Origin of the sequence: Actinomyces weissii, from assembly GCF_016598775.1 — a bacterium.
Taxonomy (GTDB): domain Bacteria; phylum Actinomycetota; class Actinomycetes; order Actinomycetales; family Actinomycetaceae; genus Actinomyces; species Actinomyces weissii.
In genome coordinates this window covers 1,325,514-1,343,658 of the sequence record NZ_CP066802.1, presented here as the reverse complement: position 1 = coordinate 1,343,658, position 18,145 = coordinate 1,325,514, and the positions used below count along the sequence as shown (strand labels likewise).

Genomic DNA, 18,145 nt, shown 5'->3' with positions numbered 1-18,145 from the left:
GGGCCTCGGAGCGTCTGTGGCCGGAACCAGGCTGTCCCCAGGCCCGAACCGGTCCCAGCCCCGGCTCAGGCCCAAGCAACCCGGCGCAGGCAGTGGTGAACACCTCCCCGGTATTCTTCGAACACCTGTTTGAGGCCCGGCAGCCTGCCCCTAGACTCGGCCTGGTGAATGACGCACTGATCGTCCGGGGCGCGCGCGAGCACAACCTCAAGGGCGTTGACCTGGACCTGCCCCGCGGCAAGATGATCGTGTTCTCCGGACTGTCCGGCTCAGGCAAGTCCTCCCTGGCCTTCGACACGATCTTCGCTGAGGGGCAGCGCCGGTACGTGGAGTCCCTGTCCTCCTACGCCCGCCAGTTCCTCGGGCAGATGGACAAGCCGGACGTTGACTTCATCGAGGGCTTGTCCCCGGCGGTGTCCATCGACCAGAAGTCCACCTCCCGCAACCCGCGCTCCACGGTGGGTACCATCACGGAGGTCTACGACTACCTGCGGCTGCTCTACGCCCGTGCGGGCGTCCAGCACTGCCCCGTGTGCGACGAGGTGATCGCCTCCCAGACCCCGCAGCAGATCGTGGACCGGGTGCGCGAGCTGCCTGAGGGCACCCGCTTCCAGGTGCTGGCCCCGGTGGTGCGCGGCCGCAAGGGGGAGTACACCGAGCTGTTCGAGGAGCTGCGGGGGCGCGGTTTCGCCCGCGTGCGCGTGGACGGCGAGAGCCGCCGCCTGGACGACCCGCCCACCCTGGAGAAGAAGCTCAAGCACGACATCGAGGTGGTGGTGGACCGCCTGGTGGTGCGCGAGGGCATCCGCCAGCGTCTGACCGACTCGGTGGAGACGGCCCTGGGCCTGGCCGACGGCCTGGTGGTCATCGAGCAGGTGGACCGAGACCCGCAGGACCCGGAGCGGGAGACCCGCTTCTCGGAGAAGCGCGCCTGCCCCAACCAGCACCCCCTGCAGCTGGACGAGATCGAGCCGCGCACCTTCTCCTTCAACGCCCCCTACGGCGCCTGCCCCACCTGCACCGGCCTGGGCTCCCGCCTGGAGGTGGACCCCGAGCTGGTGGTGCCTGATGAGGAGCTCACCCTGGCGCAGGGCGCGATCGCCCCCTGGACCACCCACCAGGACTACTTCACCCGCCAGCTGCAGGCCCTGGGGGAGGAGCTGGGCTTCAGCGTGGACATGCCCTGGCGCGCCTTGCCGCAGCGGGCCAAGGACGCGATCCTGCGCGGCAAGGACTACGAGGTCAAGGTCAAGTACCGCAACCGCTGGGGCCGGGAGCGGGTCTACTCCTCCGGCTTCGAGGGCGTGCTGGACTACGTGATGCGCAAGCACGACGAGACCGAGTCGGAGTGGTCCAAGGAGCGCTACCAGGGCTATATGCGGGAGGTGCCCTGCCCGGACTGCGCCGGGGCCCGGCTCAAGCCGGAGGTGCTGGCGGTGCGGGTGGGGGACCTGTCCATCGCGGCCCTGTGCGAGCTGTCGATCCTGGAGGCCCGCGACTTCCTGGGTGACCTGCGCCTGAGTGGCCAGGCGGCCCAGATCGCTGGCTCGGTGCTCACGGAGATCAGTACCCGCCTGGGCTTCCTGGTGGACGTGGGGCTGGACTACCTGAGCCTGGCCCGGGCGGCGGGGACCCTGTCAGGCGGGGAGGCGCAGCGCATCCGCCTGGCCACCCAGATCGGCTCCGGCCTGGTGGGGGTGCTCTACGTGCTGGACGAGCCGAGCATCGGCCTGCACCAGCGGGACAACGCCCGCCTGATCGAGACCCTGGTACGGCTGCGCGACCTGGGCAACACCCTGATCGTCGTCGAGCACGACGAGGACACCCTGCGGGCCGCCGACTGGGTGGTGGACATCGGCCCGGGCGCGGGGGAGAAGGGCGGTGAGGTCGTCTACTCCGGCGACCTGGCCGGGCTGGTGGCGTGCGAGCGCTCCTTCACGGGCGACTACCTGGCTGGCCGCCGGGAGATCCCCGTGCCTAGCACCCGGCGGCGCCGGGAGAAGGGCCGCGAGGTCACGGTGGTGGGGGCCCGGGAGAACAACCTCCAGGACGTCACGGTCTCCTTCCCCCTGGGGCTGCTGACCGCCGTCACCGGGGTGTCGGGCTCGGGCAAGTCCTCCCTGGTGAACTCGATCCTGTACCAGGTGCTCGCCAACCGGCTCAACGGGGCCCGGGGAGTGCCGGGACGGCACAAGACCGTCAAGGGCCTGGAGCACCTGGACAAGGTGGTGCACGTGGACCAGTCGCCGATCGGCCGCACCCCCCGCTCCAACCCGGCCACCTACACGGGGGTGTGGGACCACGTCCGCAAGATCTTTGCCGCCGTGCCGGAGTCCAAGGTGCGGGGCTACGGGCCGGGGCGATTCTCCTTCAACGTCAAGGGCGGACGCTGCGAGTCCTGCAAGGGGGACGGCACCCTCAAGATCGAGATGAACTTCCTGCCAGACGTGTACGTGCCCTGCGAGGCCTGCGGGGGAGCCCGCTACAACCGGGAGACCCTGGAGATCCGCTACAAGGACAAGACGGTCTCAGAGGTGCTGGACATGACTATCGCCCAGGCCTCCGACTTCTTTGCGGCCACGCCGATCATCGCCCGGCACCTGAACACGCTGGTGGAGGTGGGCCTGGGCTACGTGCGCCTGGGCCAGCCCGCTACCACGCTCTCCGGGGGAGAGGCCCAGCGCGTCAAGCTGGCCACCGAGCTGCAGCGCCGCTCCACCGGCCGCACCGTCTACGTGCTGGACGAGCCGACGACGGGGCTGCACTTCGAGGACATCCGCAAGCTCCTCAAGGTGCTGCAGAACCTGGTGGACAAGGGCAACACCGTGATCGTGATCGAGCACAACCTGGATGTGGTGGCCAATGCCGACTGGGTGGTGGACATGGGCCCGGAGGGCGGCAAGGGCGGTGGTCTGGTGGTGGCCACCGGCACGCCCGAGCAGGTGGCGGCGCACGCCGCCTCCCACACCGGAGCCTTCCTCAAGCCGGTGCTGGACAAGCGGCCCGCCTGAACAGGTTCGCCGGGCACAGGGCCTTTGGCCTGCCTGGGTTGGGCTGGACCTGTGGCCCGCCTGAGTGAGGCTGGACCCGCCGCCCGACTGGGCGGGCGGCGGGGCAGCCGGTAGCGCCCGGTCGCCTACTGCGCCGTCAGCCGCCCTCTGCCTCCCGGTACCGACCGGCGCCGTCGTCACCAGCGGCAGGGTCCCCTGGCAGCGCTCTACCGGAGAAGGAAGGCGCTGCCAGGCGCCGACTCAGCGGGGGCGCGGCTCCCGGCCCTGACGTGGGTCGTGCGGCTGCCACGGCTGGGGTTGGCCGGGCTGGGGCTGGCCTGGCGCCGGGTATCCCACTGCCGGAGGCCGGGCGGGAACGGGCTGTACTCCGGGAGGCTGCAGGTGGCCCTGCGGGGAGGCTGGGCTACTCCCGGGAACCTGCCCGTAAGGGACCTGTAGCCCTCCCGGCCCCGGGTTGGTGCCCGGCACGGCCCCAAGGGGAGCAGAGGCCGCCGCAGCCTGTGGCTCCTGGCTGTCGCCCGCGATCTTGTTGTAGGCCAGGGACAGCAGGAAGCAGACGACTCCGGCAGCCAGCAGCGCCAGCACCCGGAAGATCGAGTTGCTGGTCACCAGGTCCGTGAGCGCCAGCTTGAACACGGACAGCAGCACCAGCGCGAGCCCGTAGTGCCGCAGCGACTTGATCCCCAGCCGGAAGCCCAGCAGGATGCAGCAGGCACCGGTCACCAGCAGGCTCACCGTGGTCATGACACCCGTTGTAGAGCTGTTGGTCAGCAGGTTCAGGCAGCACAGGAACACGAAGGTCCCTAAGGCGGCAGCGAACAGTGCCGGACCGGCCTGGCGGATCCAGGGTTTCAGGAAACGGACCGCGCTGGCTGTCAGGGCGACGGCGGTCAGCACCAGCAGCGCGCGGGCAGGCAGGAACCGGTAGCTGGCGTAGAGCAGGTTCGCGAGCGTCGCCATCACCAGCAGCGTGATCGCCAGCACGGAAGCGCCCGGAACGCCGGGTGTCAGCGGGCGGTGCTGCTGGTCGGCCCCCGGGAGCAGGCCCCGGTACTGGCCGCGCAGCAGCTCCCAGGGGCTGGCCTTGGCGCCGGTCAGACCCAGGTAGAGCAGGACGATCAGGGTGACGGAGGCCTGGACCATGGCTGCGAGCACCTGGTCGTCGCCCTGGAGCGGCAGGAGCCGGGAGAGCACGAACGGGAGCACCAGCACCAGGTCCGCCGCCAGCAGGAAGGTAGCGATCTGTAGCGGCAGGCGACCCTGCTCGTGGGCCCTCACCGGCGCGGAGGCACTCGCCTGAGCTAGCGGGAGAAGGGGCCCACCCTGGCAGGCTGCGGGCTGCCAGGCCCCGGGGCCTGGCTCGGCCGCAGCCCCGGGTGCGGGAGACGGCGCGGCGGGCGCCGTCGGTGGCCTGAGAGCGTCGGCCACCAGCGCCATACCCATGAGAAGGACTGCCGCCAGGAAGTCTGAGACCTTGTAGGCACCCGTGCTGTCGACTGTCAACAGCACCAAGGGGGGCAGGGACAAGGGCAGCAGCGCCCCTAGGGCCTGGCCCTGGCGACCACAGGCGAGAGCCGCCGGTATCAGCGCCAGGACGTAGACGGCGAGCATCTTGGGCTCGTTCAGCACATTGATAAGGACGAGCGCGAAGGTGCTGCCCAGGAGGAAGACGCAGGTCTTCTGCAGCCACCCCGTGGGGGTCCACGGCAGGAGCGTCACGAGAACCGCCAGGGTGTGCATTACCAGCAGGGACAGGCTGGCGGCAGCTGCCAGCCTGATGCCGGTGCCGTAGTAAAGCATGCACCGGTAGGCCAGCAGGAAGGTGAACAGGGCGGAGACGGCCCACACCGCTCCAGCCAGGGTCTGGTGTCCCCGACGCCACAGCTGAGGGCTGTCCAGGGCGGTCTGGGCGTACAGGACCGCCGGGGCCACGAGCAGCACCAGCAGGCCGGAGGAGCCGTGTTCCTCCAGCAGCGGGTACAGCGGGGCTATGGGCACCGCGAAGGAGGTCACCACCCGGGCGGTGGTCGGGTACCAGGTGGCCCAGGTCAGGTTGTTCGCGCTCCGTGCCAGGACGACGGTCATGGCCGCCAGGCCCACCAGGTAGGTGGTTACCAGGGCCCAGACGACCAGGGCGGCACCGGGGTGGCTGTGGGCGTAGGAGGTGGCGAAGCCGACGGTCACCAGGGCGCCGATCGTGGAGATGACCGCGGTGAACACCTGCTTGAGGTACTTGGAGACCAGCAGCAGCGCGAAGGACCACAAGGCCATCAGGGCGAAGGCCGGGTAGGTGGGGATCACGCCGTTGAGCAGGACGCCCCCGATGATGGACACGAAGCCCAGGGCCCCGCCGGTGCCGGTGAGGGTGGCCGCGGCGACCTGCTGCCTGGGCCTGGTCTGGCTGAGCCGGACCCCGGCTCCCACGAGCACCAGGGAGAAGATGCTGATGCCCAGGACCTTCAGCACGTCGGGGACCTGGTCCCACACCAGGGCTATCAGGCTCACTGCGGCCAGGACGACCAGCAGGGCCGCGGCGCCGGACAGTACGTAGCGCCCCAGGTTCCCCTCGGCGAGGTTCTTGACGACGGCCTGCGGAGCAGGTGCCGGGCCCTGGCCGGTGTCAGCAGCCGCGCCCTGGCCGGTGCGGTGGGCGCCTGGGAGGCTCCCCGGTGCAGCACCTGCGTGAGCCTGAGGCACCTGGCTGCCTGGTCCACCGCCCAGGGGCTGCGGCCGTGGGGGAGCGGCAGCGGCCACCGGCGTCGGTACAGGGAAGGCTGAGGCCGCTGCTACCGGCATCTGCCTGCCAGCGCCCGCCAGGGAGGGGGTCACCGCCTGCCTGGTAGCAAGGCCCGGGGGTACCGGCGCAGCGCTGGTGGCTGAGGGCTGTCTGGCTGCCGGGGCATGACTGGCCGACGACGTCGCCGGGGCGGCCTGTGGGCCCGGGTGGGCGGCGGCCTCTGGCACCTGCTGCCGTAGGTCTGAGTTGGCGGCGATCCAGTCGATCTTCCGCTCCAGGCGGTCGAGCCGGATCAGCACCTCGTCCAGCGGGTGGCCGGAGTAAGGGAAGCCGGGAGCTCCTGGGTGGTGGTTCATCAAAGCCTCCGTTTGCGGGAGATGGCAGGCTTGAATCTACGGTATGGCGGCAGGCGGTAGGACGGGTAACGGTGCCCTGGGGACGTCGTCCCGTGTACTCACTTACTGAAAAGCGGGTTTGTAAGAATCCGTCCAGCGTAAGTCGAACAAGAGCACACGTCAGACCACATAAACCCCCAGGTGGACGGTAGTCTGCCCCCATGAGCGAACACGGTCTTTCTCTTGCACAGCAGAAGATGCGCCAGGCCGCAGTGGCCGAGCAGGCCATCGACGTCTTCAGCCACTACTACCGGGCCCTGGAGGAGGGGGCTACCGGCCTGATCCCGGAGGAGTCGATCGAGCCGCTGACCCAGATCGACTCCATCGACGCCGTAGAGGTCAGCGAGGAGCAGGCCCGTCAGGCCCTGAGCCGGACCGTCATGATCAAGCTCAACGGGGGCCTGGGCACCTCTATGGGCATGGACAAGGCCAAGTCCCTCCTGCCCGTGCGCGACGGCAAGTCCTTCCTTGACCTCCTGGTGGAGCAGGTCCAGGCGGCCCGGGCCAGGTACGGCGTCACCCTGCCGCTGATCTTCATGGACTCCTTCCGCACCCGGGAGGACACCCTGGCCGCCCTGGCCCGGCACCCGGGGATCGAGGTGGAGGGGCTGCCCCTGGACTTCCTGCAGAACCGGGAGCCCAAGCTGCGGGCGGACGACCTGACCCCGGTGGAGTGGGCGGCCGACCCGGAGCTGGAGTGGTGCCCGCCGGGCCACGGCGACATCTACACCGCCCTGGTGGCCTCCGGCGTCCTGGACGCCCTGCTGGAGCGCGGCTACCGCTACGCCATGACCTCCAACTCCGACAACCTGGGCGCCGCCCCCTCCGCCCGGATCGCTGGCTGGTTCGCCGCCTCCGGCGCGCCCTACGCCCCCGAGATGTGCCGCCGTACCCCGGCTGACGTCAAGGGCGGGCACCTGGCGGTGCGCAAGTCCGACGGCCGCATCATCCTGCGCGACACCGCCCAGACCCCGCCCGAGCAGATGCACTTCTTCACCGACCAGTTCCGCCACCCCTTCTTCCACACCAACAACCTGTGGTTCGACCTGCAGGTGCTGCGGGACACCCTCGTGGCCCGCAAGGGCATCCTGGGGCTGCCGCTGATCAGGAACAGCAAGACGGTGGACCCGGCCGACCCCTCCTCCACGCCGGTGATCCAGCTGGAGACTGCCATGGGGGCCGCCGTGGAGGCCTTTGAGGGGGCCGCCGCCGTGGAGGTGCCCCGCAGCCGCTTCCTGCCCGTCAAGACCACCAACGACCTGCTGCTGCTGCGCTCCGACGTCTACGAGGTCGACGCCGACGGCCTGCTGCAGATGGTCCGCGAGGAGGCCTGCACGGTCAGCCTGGACCCGCGCTACTACAAGACGATCAAGGACTTTGAGGCGCGCTTCCCGGCCGGGGCTCCCTCCCTGCGCGGGGCCCGCAGCCTGACGGTGGAGGGTGACTGGACCTTCGGGGCGGGCGTGGTGGCCACCGGCGACGTCAAGGTCGCGGCCGACGGCGCCCCGGGCACCATCGCCGACGGCGCACGGCTGTGAGGGCCTAGCGCAGGCAGCAAGCGGCCCCAGGCTCTAAGAGCCTGGGGCCGCTTGCGTCCGGTGGGCGATACTGGAATCGAACCAGTGACCTCCTCGGTGTGAACGAGGCGCTCTAACCCCTGAGCCAATCGCCCGGTGCACGCGCAAGGTTAGCCAGGTCGGAGGGCTCCTGGCAAACCGCGTGCCGGTGACCTGAATCACCGGCCTGTCATTTGCCATGTCCGGGTAGGGGGGTGCTAGTGTTCAACCCGCGCCGGGCGGTTCGCGAGGACCGCAGCGGGCAACGCGGATGTGGCTCAGTTGGTAGAGCATCACCTTGCCAAGGTGAGGGTCGCGGGTTCGAGTCCCGTCATCCGCTCCGAGGAGCCGGGAGGCCACCCAGCCCCCAGCATCTCTCTGGTGGGTTGGCCGAGAGGCTAGGCACCGGCCTGCAAAGCCGTTTACACCGGTTCGAATCCGGTACCCACCTCGGGCGATTGGCGCAGCGGTAGCGCGCTTCCCTGACACGGAAGAGGTCACTGGTTCGAACCCAGTATCGCCCACCAGCACTCTGCCCGGCTCGCGCCGGGCTTTTTCCTTTTCTGCGGAGCCAGTGCAGCCTGCGGGTTATCGGCGCGAATGCGGGTTACCCGCGTAAATGTGTGTGTGGTGGGGGTTGGTGGGGTCGTGCGGTCCGGTGTTGTCTGGGGCGGGTGGGCGTGGGCTGTCCCGGGGGCATTTTGTGGCGCTTGTCTTGGTCTGGTGGGTCTTGTGGTGCCTGGGTGGGCGCGTTTTGTCACTGGTGGAGGCTTAGAGCACTTCCCTGGTTCTGGGGTGGGGGAGTTTTTGGCTTGATGCCGCGGTGGTTGAAGGTTCAGCGGTCGGTGCCAGGGCCTCTAGCCCTCCGCCAGTGACAGCTCCCGCGCTGCCCAGCCCACCAGGGGCAGCCGGGGCCACAGGGTCACCAACCCCCTACCCACACACGCACCCAGCCCACCAGGGGCGGCCGGGGCCACAGGCCCCTGCGGCGCGTGGGCCGCAGGGGCCTGCCAAGCGGGCCAGGTGGTGGTGATGGCCTTGAGCGCGCCTAGGGTGCCGTGGGTGGTGGCCAGGTCGGGTGGGGCCAGGTCTGCCAGCAGCGCCTGGTAGGCGGCGGCGTTCTCGGAGGCGGCCTGCTGCCAGGCGATCACGTGGGTCGGGCTGGGGTCACCAGCAGCACCCAGCAGCCCGGCCACAGAGCGTCGATAAAGACCTGGGAGTACGCCTCACCGGTGACGGGCGGCTTGGGCGCGGGGATGTGCAAGCACCAGGGGCTGCGGCGGCCAAAGGCCCTGTCGCTACCACCGGCGGCCTGGGCCTGGCTGTGGGGGCCGGTCGCCCAGCGCAGGAAGACGGTTAGGTCTTCTACCTGCCCGGGGCGCGGGGGACTCCTGGGCGTGGTCGCGGCGGCCCGGGGTGCTCGAGGCCCCACAGTCCTTGCACCCCCAAGCGTGGGTGTCCGGCGCTGGGGTAGCCGTGGGGTAGCCGTCGCGAGTCATCTGGCAGCCGCGTCACACAACGCGGCCTGGTAGGGCGAGGCACGCTAAATCATGCCCTGACCCGATCAACCCCGACCTTCCCCCCACTACCTCAACGAAGAACCCCGATCACGCACACACAATTGCGCCGATAACCCCCGCCAGCCCCGCCGCAGCACTCCCGCCCGTGCCGCCTACCCGGAGCCGCGCTCCCCAGGCCCGGCTCCCGGCGGACCACCCACCCGCTTGCCCGCCACCGCGCAGCCGTTAGGCTCACGCGCATGGCCGATCCCTCCACCTACCGTCCCGCGTCCGGGGAGATCCCTACCTCGCCGGGGGTGTACCGCTTCCTGGACGCGGAGGGCCGCGTCATCTACGTGGGCAAGGCCAAGAACCTGCGTCAGCGGCTGTCCAGCTACTTCCAGGACCTCGCGGCCCTGCACCCCCGCACCCAGAAGATGGTCACCACCGCCTGCGCCGTCGAGTGGACGGTGGTGGAGACCGAGGTGGAGTCCCTGTCCCTGGAGTACTCCTGGATCAAGGAGTTCAACCCCCGCTTCAACGTCATGTACAAGGACGACAAGTCCTACCCCTACCTGGCCGTGACCATGGGGGAGCAGCTGCCGCGCGTACAGGTGGTGCGGGGGGCCCGGCGCGCGGGCACCCGCTACTTCGGGCCCTACCCCCAGGTTTGGTCCATCCGCGAGACCATGGAGCAGCTGCAGCGGGTCTTCCCGGTGCGCAGCTGCTCGCCCGGGGTGCTGCGCCGCGCCCAGGCCTCCGGCCGCCCCTGCCTGCTCGGCTACATCGACCGCTGCGCCGCCCCCTGCGTAGGCCGCGTGACCCCCGAGGAGCACCGGGCCCTGGCCGAGGACCTGTGCGCCTTCATGGCCGGGCGCACCGGCCCCTACCTGCGTGAGCTCGAGGCCCAGATGCGGGCCGCGGCCGCCGCCCTGGACTTTGAGAAGGCCGCCCGCCTGCGCGACGACGCCAACGCCCTGCGCAAGGTGGTGGAGCGCAACGCCGTCGTCCTGCCGGACGCCACCGACGCCGACGTGTTCGCCCTGGTGCGCGACGAGCTGGAGGCCTCCGTGCAGGTCTTCCACGTGCGGGGCGGGCGCATCCGGGGCCAGCGCGGCTGGGTGGTGGAGCTGGTGGAGGAGCTCACCGACTCCGAGCTGGTCGGCAAGCTCCTGGAGCAGGTCTACGGGGACCTGGTCAGCCCGGAGGACGACGCCCTGCCCGCCCCGGCCGCCTCCGGCCCCACCACCACCCTGGGGGTCGGCAAGCGGGCCCCGTCCGCCCCGGCGCCCCGGACCGGGGGCACCCAGCAGCGCCGCCCCCAGGCGGGGGAGCACGCCCCCACCAGCGTCGACGACGTCGCCCACACCGCCACCACCGCCGTGCCCAGGCAGATCCTGGTGCCCGTGCTGCCCCCGGAGCCGCAGGCCACCGCCGCCTGGCTGGCGGGGCTGCGGGGCGCGGCGGTGGACCTGCGCGTCCCCCGGCGGGGGGACAAGGCCGCCCTGGCCCAGACCGTGCGCAAGAACGCGGAGGAGGCCATGCGCCTGCACCGGGCCCGCCGGGCCGGGGACCTGACCCAGCGCTCCGTGGCCCTGGAGGAGCTGGCCCAGGCCCTGGACCTGCCGGAGGCGCCGCTGCGCATCGAGTGCTACGACGTCTCGCACACGCAGGGAAGCTTCCAGGTGGCTTCCATGGTGGTCTTCGAGGACGGCGCCCCCCGCAAGAGCGAGTACCGACGCTTCACCGTCCACGGCACGCAGGGACAGGGGGCCGCCGACGACACCGCCGCCATGCGTGAGGTCCTCACCCGCCGCCTCAAGCGGCTGCTGGCCGAGCAGGGGCGCCTCAGCGAGGCCGACGCCGAGCTGGTCGGCGTGGAGGGTGACGGCGTACCCGTCGTCTCCGGCCCGGTGGACCCCGCCACCGGCCGGGCCCGCCGCTTCTCCTACGCCCCGAGCCTGGTGGTGGTGGACGGCGGCCCGCCCCAGGTGGCAGCCGCCCAGGAGGTCCTGGACGAGCTCGGGCTGGAGGTGCCCCTGGTGGGTCTGGCCAAGCGCCTGGAGGAGGTGTGGGTCCCGGGGGAGGAGTTCCCGGTGGTCCTGCCGCGCAGCTCCGCGGCCCTCTACCTGCTCCAGCACCTGCGCGACGAGTCGCACCGTTTTGCCATCACCCACCACCGGGCCAGGCGCTCCAAGGGCATGACCCGCTCGGTGCTGGACTCGGTGCCGGGGTTGGGACCGGCCCGGCAGGCGGCGCTCCTGCGCGAGCTCGGCTCGGTCAAGCGGATCCGCTCTGCCTCGCCCGAGCGCCTGGCCCAGGTCAAGGGCATCGGCCCGGCCCTGGCCGCCACGGTCCTGGCCCACCTCAACAGCTCGGGCGAGCCGGGCGCCGAGGTCGCGCGCACGGAGCCCACCGGGAAGGACGGGCAGGCATGAGGATCCTCCGTGTGCTCAGCGACAATGTCGTCCTGGCGCGCGCTGAGGCGGACCGGGAGGTGGGCAACCTCCACGGACTCGGGGCACGCCTACGGCATCAGGACCGACGACGCCGCGGAGGTGCTCGTCCGCGTCGGCATGGACCCCGTGGCGCTCCGGGGGGAGGTCCTCACCGTCTTCGTGGCCGTCGGTCAGAGGGTTGAGCGGGGCCAGCCGCTGGCCGAGGTCTACCTCGAGCTCCTGCGCCGGTCCGAGCAGGATCCCACCACCGTCCTGGTGGTGACCAGCACAGGCGCCCTGCGCGGCGTCGTCCCCGTCGTCGCCGGGACGGTGGCCGCAGGTGAGACCGTGGTCGAGATCCACCAGTGAGGTCCCTGCGGCCCCCGGCTCCCAGGACGTCAGGCCCGTCCCCCAGAACCAGCAGAGCAGCTGCCGCTGCGAGACCCCCGCACCACCACGAGAGGACTAGAACCATGACCACCACCTTCCCCGAGGGCTTCCTGTGGGGCGGCGCCCTGGCCGCCAACCAGTACGAGGGCGCCTACGACGAAGGGGGCAAGGGCCTGAGCGTCCAGGACGTCCTGCCCCAGGGCATCGTCGGCCCGCGCACCCAGGTCCCCACCCCCGACAACCTCAAGCTTGTCGGCATCGACTTCTACCACCGCTACGCCCAGGACATCGCCTTGCTGGCCGAGATGGGCTTCACCGTCTTCCGTTTCTCCATCGCCTGGTCCAGGATCTTCCCCCAGGGTGATGAGACCGAGCCCTGTGAGGAGGGCCTGGCCTTCTACGACCGGGTGCTGGACGAGCTGGAGAAGCACGGCATCGAGCCCCTGGTCACCATCAGCCACTACGAGACGCCCCTGCACCTGACCGAGACCTACAACGGCTGGACCGACCGGAGGCTCATCGGCTTCTTCGAGCGCTACGCCCGTACCCTGTTCGAGCGCTACGGGCGGCGCGTCAGGTACTGGCTGACCTTCAACGAGATCAACTCCGTGCTCCACGAGCCCTTCATGTCCGGGGGCATCGGCACGCCCAAGGAGGAGCTGAGCGACCAGGACCTCTACCAGGCGGTCCACCATGAGCTCGTCGCCTCTGCGGCCGCCACGCGCATCGCCCGCGAGACCAGTCCTGATATCCAGGTCGGGTGCATGATCCTGGCCGTCCCCTTCTACCCGCTGACACCTGACCCTCGGGACGTCTGGGCGGCCAAGCAGGCTGAGCGCGCCAACTACGCCTTCGGGGACGTGCACGTGCGCGGGCGCTACCCCGGGTACTTCCTGCGCACGCTGCGGGACAAGGGCGTGGAGCTGGACGTCACTGACGAGGACCGTCGCACCCTGGCCGAGAACACGGTGGACTTCGTCTCCCTCAGCTACTACATGTCCTCCTGCGAGACCGCCACCCAGCCCCGTCAGGCAGGCGGGGGCAACCTCATGGGGGGAGTCAGTAACCCCACCCTGGAGGTCTCCCAGTGGGGCTGGGCCATAGACCCGCTCGGCCTGCGCACCATCCTGGGCGACTACTGGGACCGCTGGGGCAAGCCGCTGTTCATAGTGGAGAACGGCCTGGGCGCACGTGACGAGCTGGTAACCGGGCCTGACGGCAGGCTCACCGTGGAGGACGACTACCGCGTCAGCTACATGCGCGACCACCTCCTGCAGGTAGCTGAGGCCCTTGCTGACGGCGTGGAGGTCATGGGCTACACGGCCTGGGGCTGCGTAGACTGCGTCTCGGCCTCCACCGCGCAGTTGTCCAAGCGCTACGGCCTCATCTACGTTGACCGCCACGACGACGGCAGCGGGACCCTGGCGCGCCACCGCAAGAAGTCCTTCGCCTGGTACAAGCAGGTCATCGCCACCAACGGAGGCTCCCTGCTGGCCTGACCGGGGCCGGGCCGCGCGCGCCGTAGGTGCGGCCACCTCACGGGCGGGCCTTGATGGGGTGGTACGAACGTGCGCCTACAGGGGGCTGACGTAGTCGCGAGATGACGCCCTCCCGCAGCCTGCCCGCCCCGTGCCTGCCCGACGCGTGGCAGCGGGCACCAAACGAGCCAATGGAGAGGCAGTCCCACAGCTGGTTGCGGTCGTGCCATGCTTGGGCCATGGACCCCCAGGACCCGCCGCAGCCGCCCCGGCGGCCCGAAGACACCGTTCCTATCGAGATCCCCGAGCTGGACGAGGAGTGCCCCCCGGTGCCGCCTGCTGTCCGGCCGGAGATGATCATCATTACCGGCATGTCAGGGGCCGGGCGGTCGCGGGCTGCCAACGCCCTGGAGGACCTGGACTGGTACGTGGTGGACAACCTGCCGCCCCAGCTGCTGCCCGCCCTGGCCGGGATGATGACCACGGTGGGCGCGGGCGTGCACCGGCTGGCGGCGGTGGTGGACGTGCGTTCCCGCAGCTTCTTCGCCGAGCTCATGAAGTACGTGCGCGAGCTGCGCGAGTCCCAGGTGAACCTGCGGGTCATCTTCATGGACGCCTCTGACGCGGAGCTGGTGCGGCGCTTCGAGTCCTCCCGCCGCCCTCACCCCCTGCAGGGCACGGACTCGGTGCTGGAGGGCATCCGCCACGAGCGCACCCTCATGTCCGCGGTGGCGGGCATGGCCGACTACATGATCGACACCACCCAGCTGTCCGTGCACGGCCTGGCGCGCCGGGTGCGGGAGCTGGTGGCCACCGAGTCCGACCTGGCCCTGAAGGTCCACGTCATGAGCTTCGGCTTCAAGTACGGCATCCCGCTGGACGCCGACCACGTGGCGGACCTGCGGTTCATCGCCAACCCCTACTGGGTCTCCGAGCTGCGGCACCTGACGGGCCGCGACGGGCCGGTGGCCGAGTACGTCTTCGCCCAGGAGGGGGCGGCGGCCTTCGTGGACGGCTACGCCAGGCTGCTGGCCGGGGCGCTGCCCAGCTATGTCCACGAGCTCAAGTCGCACGTGACCATCGCCTTCGGCTGCACGGGAGGTAAGCACCGTTCGGTGGCCTCGGCGGAGCGGGTCAGCCGTTTCCTGCGGGAGGCGGGCTTCGCTGTCACCACCAACCACCGGGACCTGGGCCGGGAGTGAGGCAGTATGGGCACCACACTGGACCCGGCGGGCTGGCCTCGGCGGGGTGAGGAGGGGCCGAAGGTCGTGGCCCTGGGTGGCGGTCACGGTCTGTCCTCCACCCTGCGGGCCCTGCGGCACCTGACCCACCGGATCACCGCCGTGGTCACCGTGGCTGACGACGGCGGCTCGTCCGGCAGGCTGCGTCAGGACTTCGACTGCCTGCCCCCGGGGGACCTGCGCATGGCCCTGGCGGCGCTCACCGACGACTCGGAGTGGGGCCTGACCTGGCGGGACGTGCTGCAGCACCGTTTCCACGGCTCCGGCGAGCTGGACAACCACGCCCTGGGTAACCTGCTGATCCTGGCGCTGTGGCAGCTCCTGGACGACGAGGTGGAGGGGCTGGCCTGGGTGGGGCGGCTGCTGGGCGTGCACGGCCGGGTCGTGCCCATGAGCCCCTGCCCGCTGGTGATCGAGGCGGACATAGTGGACCCGGTCCGGGGGGTGACCCAGCACGTGCGTGGGCAGGTGGCCGTGGCCAGGACGCGGGGCCGTATGGAGCGGGTCTGCGTGGAGCCGCGCGACGCCGACGCCCACCCGCTCGCGGTGTCCGCTATCGATGAGGCCGAGTGGGTGGTGCTGGGGCCCGGGTCCTGGTACACCTCCGTGCTGCCGCACGTGATCCTGCCCGCCATGCGGGAGGCCATCTTGCGCACCCGGGCGCGCAGGGCGGTCATCATGAACCTGACCACCCAGGACGGCGAGACCGATGGCATGAACGCGGCCGACCACCTGCGGGTGCTGGCCGAGTACGCCCCGGGCCTGCGGCTGGACGTGGTGCTGGCGGACCCCTCTGCGGTGGACGACCTGGACCAGCTGGAGTCCGTGGCCGCGGAGCTGGGGGCTACCCTGGTGCTGCGGCAGGTCCGCACCGGCCAGGCGAGCTGCAACCACGACCCGCTGCGGCTCGCCGCCGCCCTGCGGGACGCCTTTGACGGCTTCGTGGGTGACGTGGGCACCCGTGCCCACCTGTGAGAGGCTGTGAGCAGCGAGCTGACGCACAGAGCCCAGTGCACCGGGTCCCGGTGCCACCCGGATCCAGGAGGAGCCACATGTCACTGACCACGTCCGTCAAGGACGAGCTCGCCCGCCTCACCGGCGACACCGCGGAGCAGCGCCGGGCGGAGGTGGCCGCCATCCTGCGTTTCGCGGGCGGTCTGCATATCGTCTCCGGGCGGATCGTGGTGGAGGCCGAGCTGGACCACGCCGCCAGCGTCAACCGCCTGGTGGGCTCGCTCAAGGAGCTGTACGCGGTGGACTGCGAGGTGATCTCGATCGAGGCCGGCTCCCTGCAGCGGGGCCCGCGCTACCAGGTGCGGGTGGCTGACCGGGGCCGCGAGCTGGCGCGGCTGGTGGGGCTGGTGGACGGCCACGGCCACCCGGTGCGGGGCATGCCCGTGGCCGTGGTGCGCGGGGGGCGGCGCTGTGCCGGAGCTGCCTGGAGGGGGGCCTTCCTGGCGCGGGGCTCCCTGACGGAGCCGGGGCGCTCCTCCGCCCTGGAGGTCACCTGCCCGGGCAGCGAGGCTGCCCTGGCGCTGGTGGGTGCCGCCCGCCGTTTTGAGGTTATCGCCAAGTCCAAGGAGGTGCGGGGCACCGACCGCGTGGTGGTGCGCGACGGCGAGGCGATCGGTGTGCTGCTGGACCGTATGGGGGCCCTGGTCGCCAACCGGGCCTGGGGGCAGCGGCGGGAGCGGCGGGAGGTGCGGGGCACCGCGAACCGCCTGGCCAACTTCGACGACGCCAACCTGCGCCGCTCCGCCCGGGCCGCCGTGGCCTCCGGGGCGCGTGTGGAGCGGGCCTTCGAGATCCTGGGCGAGGACGTGCCCGAGCACCTGGTGCAGGCCGGGCGCCTGCGCATGGAGCACAAGGAGGCCAGCCTGGAGGAGCTGGGCCAGCTCTCTGAGCCCCAGCTGACCAAGGATGCCGTGGCAGGCCGTATCCGCCGTCTCCTGGCGATGGCGGACAAGCGCGCCCACGAGCTGGGGGTACCGGACACCGAGTCGGTCCTGACCCAGGACATGCTCGACCTGTGACCCTGATCCTGGGACCTTTGGGCAATCCGCCGGGGCACAGGGGCGGCTAGCGGGAGCTGGAGCCCGGATGTTCGCCACGGGCGTCCCCCAGGTGCGACAAGGCGACTGGCGTCACGCTAGACTCAGCGGGCCGGCCCTCGGTGGGACCACCTGCCGGGATCCGGGCACACCTGGTGTGCACCAGAGCAAGAACAGCGTGCGCCCTCTCCGGCGCACTAGGAGGACACAAAGTGACCACCCGCGTTGGTATCAACGGCTTCGGCCGCATCGGCCGCAACTTCTTCCGCGCCGCCCTTGAGCAGGGCGCGGACATCGAGGTCGTCGCCGTCAACGACCTGACTGACAACAAGACCCTCGCCCACCTCCTCAAGTTCGACTCCATCATGGGCCGTCTGGGCGCCGAGGTCTCCTACGACGACGAGTCCATCACCGTGGACGGGCACCGTATCGTGGCCCTGGCCGAGCGCGACCCCGCCAACCTGCCCTGGGGCAAGCTGGGTGTTGACGTCGTGATCGAGTCCACCGGCTTCTTCACCGACGCGACCAAGGCCAAGGCGCACATCGACGGTGGCGCTAAGAAGGTCATCATCTCCGCCCCCGCCAAGAACGAGGACGCCACCTTCGTCATGGGCGTCAACGAGGGCGACTACGACCCCGCCAACCACCACATCATCTCCAACGCCTCCTGCACCACCAACTGCCTGGCCCCCTTCGCCAAGGTCCTCGACGAGAGCTTCGGCATCGAGTCCGGCCTCATGGTGACCGTGCACGCCTACACCGGTGACCAGCGCATCCACGACGCCCCCCACAAGGACCTGCGTCGTGCCCGCGCCGCCGCCCTGAACATCGTCCCCACCTCCACCGGTGCCGCCAAGGCGGTCTCCCTGGTGCTCCCGCAGCTCAAGGGCAAGCTCGACGGCTACGCCATGCGCGTCCCGGTCCCCACCGGCTCCGTCGTGGACCTGACCTTCAAGCCCGCCAAGCCCTGCACCGCCGAGGAGGTCAACGCGGCCATGAAGGCGGCCGCCGAGGGCCCGCTCAAGGGCGTCCTGGCCTACTCCGAGGAGCCGCTGGTCTCCACCGACATCGTCGGCGACCCGCACACCTCCATCTTCGACTCCCAGCTCACCAAGCTGATCGGTGACCAGGTCAAGGTCGTCTCCTGGTACGACAACGAGTGGGGCTACTCCAACAGCCTCGTCCGTCTGACCTCCCTCGTCGGCTCCAAGCTGGCCTGAGCCAAGGCTGACGCTCACAAGATGAGCCGCTGACGACGACGCCCGCGCACACCTCCTGGCGTGCGCGGGCGTCGCCCGTACCAGGCGGCCCACGCTGAGACCTCCCTCCCACCCAACCACGACTGATAA

11 protein-coding genes and 4 tRNA genes are annotated in these 18,145 nt (G+C 70.6%); 12 read left to right on the top strand and 3 right to left on the bottom strand.

The features are described from left to right. Positions 1-164: 164 nt before the first annotated feature. Positions 165-3,011, top strand: coding sequence for an excinuclease ABC subunit UvrA (gene uvrA, locus JG540_RS05535; protein WP_200274675.1), 2,847 nt, complete (start codon positions 165-167; stop codon positions 3,009-3,011). 240 nt (positions 3,012-3,251) lie between these two features. On the opposite strand, the gene JG540_RS05530 is transcribed toward uvrA, so the two are convergent. After that, positions 3,252-6,104, bottom strand: coding sequence for a DUF2339 domain-containing protein (locus JG540_RS05530; protein WP_200274674.1), 2,853 nt, complete (start codon positions 6,102-6,104; stop codon positions 3,252-3,254). Positions 6,105-6,304: 200 nt separating this feature from the next. On the opposite strand from JG540_RS05530, the gene JG540_RS05525 reads away from it, so the two are divergent. Next, positions 6,305-7,681 carry a UTP--glucose-1-phosphate uridylyltransferase gene (locus tag JG540_RS05525; protein WP_200274673.1) on the top strand — a complete coding sequence of 459 codons (1,377 nt, stop codon included), beginning with the start codon at positions 6,305-6,307 and terminating at the stop codon, positions 7,679-7,681. A gap of 61 nt (positions 7,682-7,742) precedes the next feature. On the opposite strand, the gene JG540_RS05520 is transcribed toward JG540_RS05525, so the two are convergent. Next, positions 7,743-7,815, bottom strand: a tRNA-Val gene (locus tag JG540_RS05520). A gap of 151 nt (positions 7,816-7,966) precedes the next feature. Between JG540_RS05520 and JG540_RS05515 the strand changes: the two genes are divergently transcribed. From JG540_RS05515 to JG540_RS05505, 3 genes are all read left to right on the top strand, one after another. Next, positions 7,967-8,039 (top strand) — tRNA-Gly (locus JG540_RS05515). A gap of 40 nt (positions 8,040-8,079) precedes the next feature. Next, a tRNA-Cys gene (locus tag JG540_RS05510) sits at positions 8,080-8,150 on the top strand. Between the two features lies 1 nt (position 8,151). Then, a tRNA-Val gene (locus tag JG540_RS05505) sits at positions 8,152-8,226 on the top strand. 330 nt (positions 8,227-8,556) lie between these two features. On the opposite strand, the gene JG540_RS05500 is transcribed toward JG540_RS05505, so the two are convergent. Then, a complete protein-coding gene (locus tag JG540_RS05500) occupies positions 8,557-8,895 on the bottom strand; it encodes a hypothetical protein (protein ID WP_200274672.1) in 339 nt (112 codons plus the stop codon). A 563-nt stretch (positions 8,896-9,458) separates the two neighbouring features. On the opposite strand from JG540_RS05500, the gene uvrC reads away from it, so the two are divergent. The 7 genes from uvrC to gap all read left to right on the top strand — a co-directional run bounded on the left by uvrC (position 9,459) and on the right by gap (position 18,016). Then, positions 9,459-11,636, top strand: a complete 2,178-nt coding sequence (uvrC, locus tag JG540_RS05495; RefSeq protein WP_200274671.1) for an excinuclease ABC subunit UvrC — start codon at positions 9,459-9,461, stop codon at positions 11,634-11,636. Positions 11,637-11,660: 24 nt separating this feature from the next. Then, complete coding sequence (locus JG540_RS05490; RefSeq protein WP_200274670.1) at positions 11,661-12,005, top strand: PTS sugar transporter subunit IIA; 345 nt, start codon at positions 11,661-11,663, stop codon at positions 12,003-12,005. Between the two features lie 104 nt (positions 12,006-12,109). Next, complete coding sequence (locus JG540_RS05485) at positions 12,110-13,525, top strand: glycoside hydrolase family 1 protein (RefSeq protein ID WP_200274669.1); 1,416 nt, start codon at positions 12,110-12,112, stop codon at positions 13,523-13,525. 218 nt (positions 13,526-13,743) lie between these two features. After that, entirely contained in the window at positions 13,744-14,706 is a 963-nt protein-coding gene (gene rapZ, locus JG540_RS05480) for an RNase adapter RapZ (protein ID WP_200274668.1), read from the top strand. Positions 14,707-14,712: 6 nt separating this feature from the next. Beyond that, positions 14,713-15,720 carry a gluconeogenesis factor YvcK family protein gene (locus JG540_RS05475; protein WP_200274667.1) on the top strand — a complete coding sequence of 336 codons (1,008 nt, stop codon included), beginning with the start codon at positions 14,713-14,715 and terminating at the stop codon, positions 15,718-15,720. A 77-nt stretch (positions 15,721-15,797) separates the two neighbouring features. Continuing rightward, entirely contained in the window at positions 15,798-16,778 is a 981-nt protein-coding gene (gene whiA, locus JG540_RS05470; RefSeq protein WP_200274666.1) for a DNA-binding protein WhiA, read from the top strand. Positions 16,779-17,008: 230 nt separating this feature from the next. After that, on the top strand, positions 17,009-18,016 hold the full coding sequence (gap, locus tag JG540_RS05465) for a type I glyceraldehyde-3-phosphate dehydrogenase (RefSeq protein WP_200274665.1): 1,008 nt from the start codon (positions 17,009-17,011) through the stop codon (positions 18,014-18,016). Positions 18,017-18,145 lie beyond the last annotated feature (129 nt).

Excerpts from the sequence above, each read along its gene's own strand:
- JG540_RS05475 (WP_200274667.1), top strand. The coding sequence starts at position 14,713 with ATGGGCACCACACTGGACCCGGCGGGCTGGCCTCGGCGGGGTGAGGAG.
- JG540_RS05530 (WP_200274674.1), bottom strand. The coding sequence starts at position 6,104 with ATGAACCACCACCCAGGAGCTCCCGGCTTCCCTTACTCCGGCCACCCG.
- rapZ (WP_200274668.1), top strand. The coding sequence starts at position 13,744 with ATGGACCCCCAGGACCCGCCGCAGCCGCCCCGGCGGCCCGAAGACACC.
- JG540_RS05485 (WP_200274669.1), top strand. The coding sequence starts at position 12,110 with ATGACCACCACCTTCCCCGAGGGCTTCCTGTGGGGCGGCGCCCTGGCC.
- JG540_RS05525 (WP_200274673.1), top strand. The coding sequence starts at position 6,305 with ATGAGCGAACACGGTCTTTCTCTTGCACAGCAGAAGATGCGCCAGGCC.
- JG540_RS05490 (WP_200274670.1), top strand. The coding sequence starts at position 11,661 with ATGTCGTCCTGGCGCGCGCTGAGGCGGACCGGGAGGTGGGCAACCTCC.
- uvrC (WP_200274671.1), top strand. The coding sequence starts at position 9,459 with ATGGCCGATCCCTCCACCTACCGTCCCGCGTCCGGGGAGATCCCTACC.
- whiA (WP_200274666.1), top strand. The coding sequence starts at position 15,798 with ATGTCACTGACCACGTCCGTCAAGGACGAGCTCGCCCGCCTCACCGGC.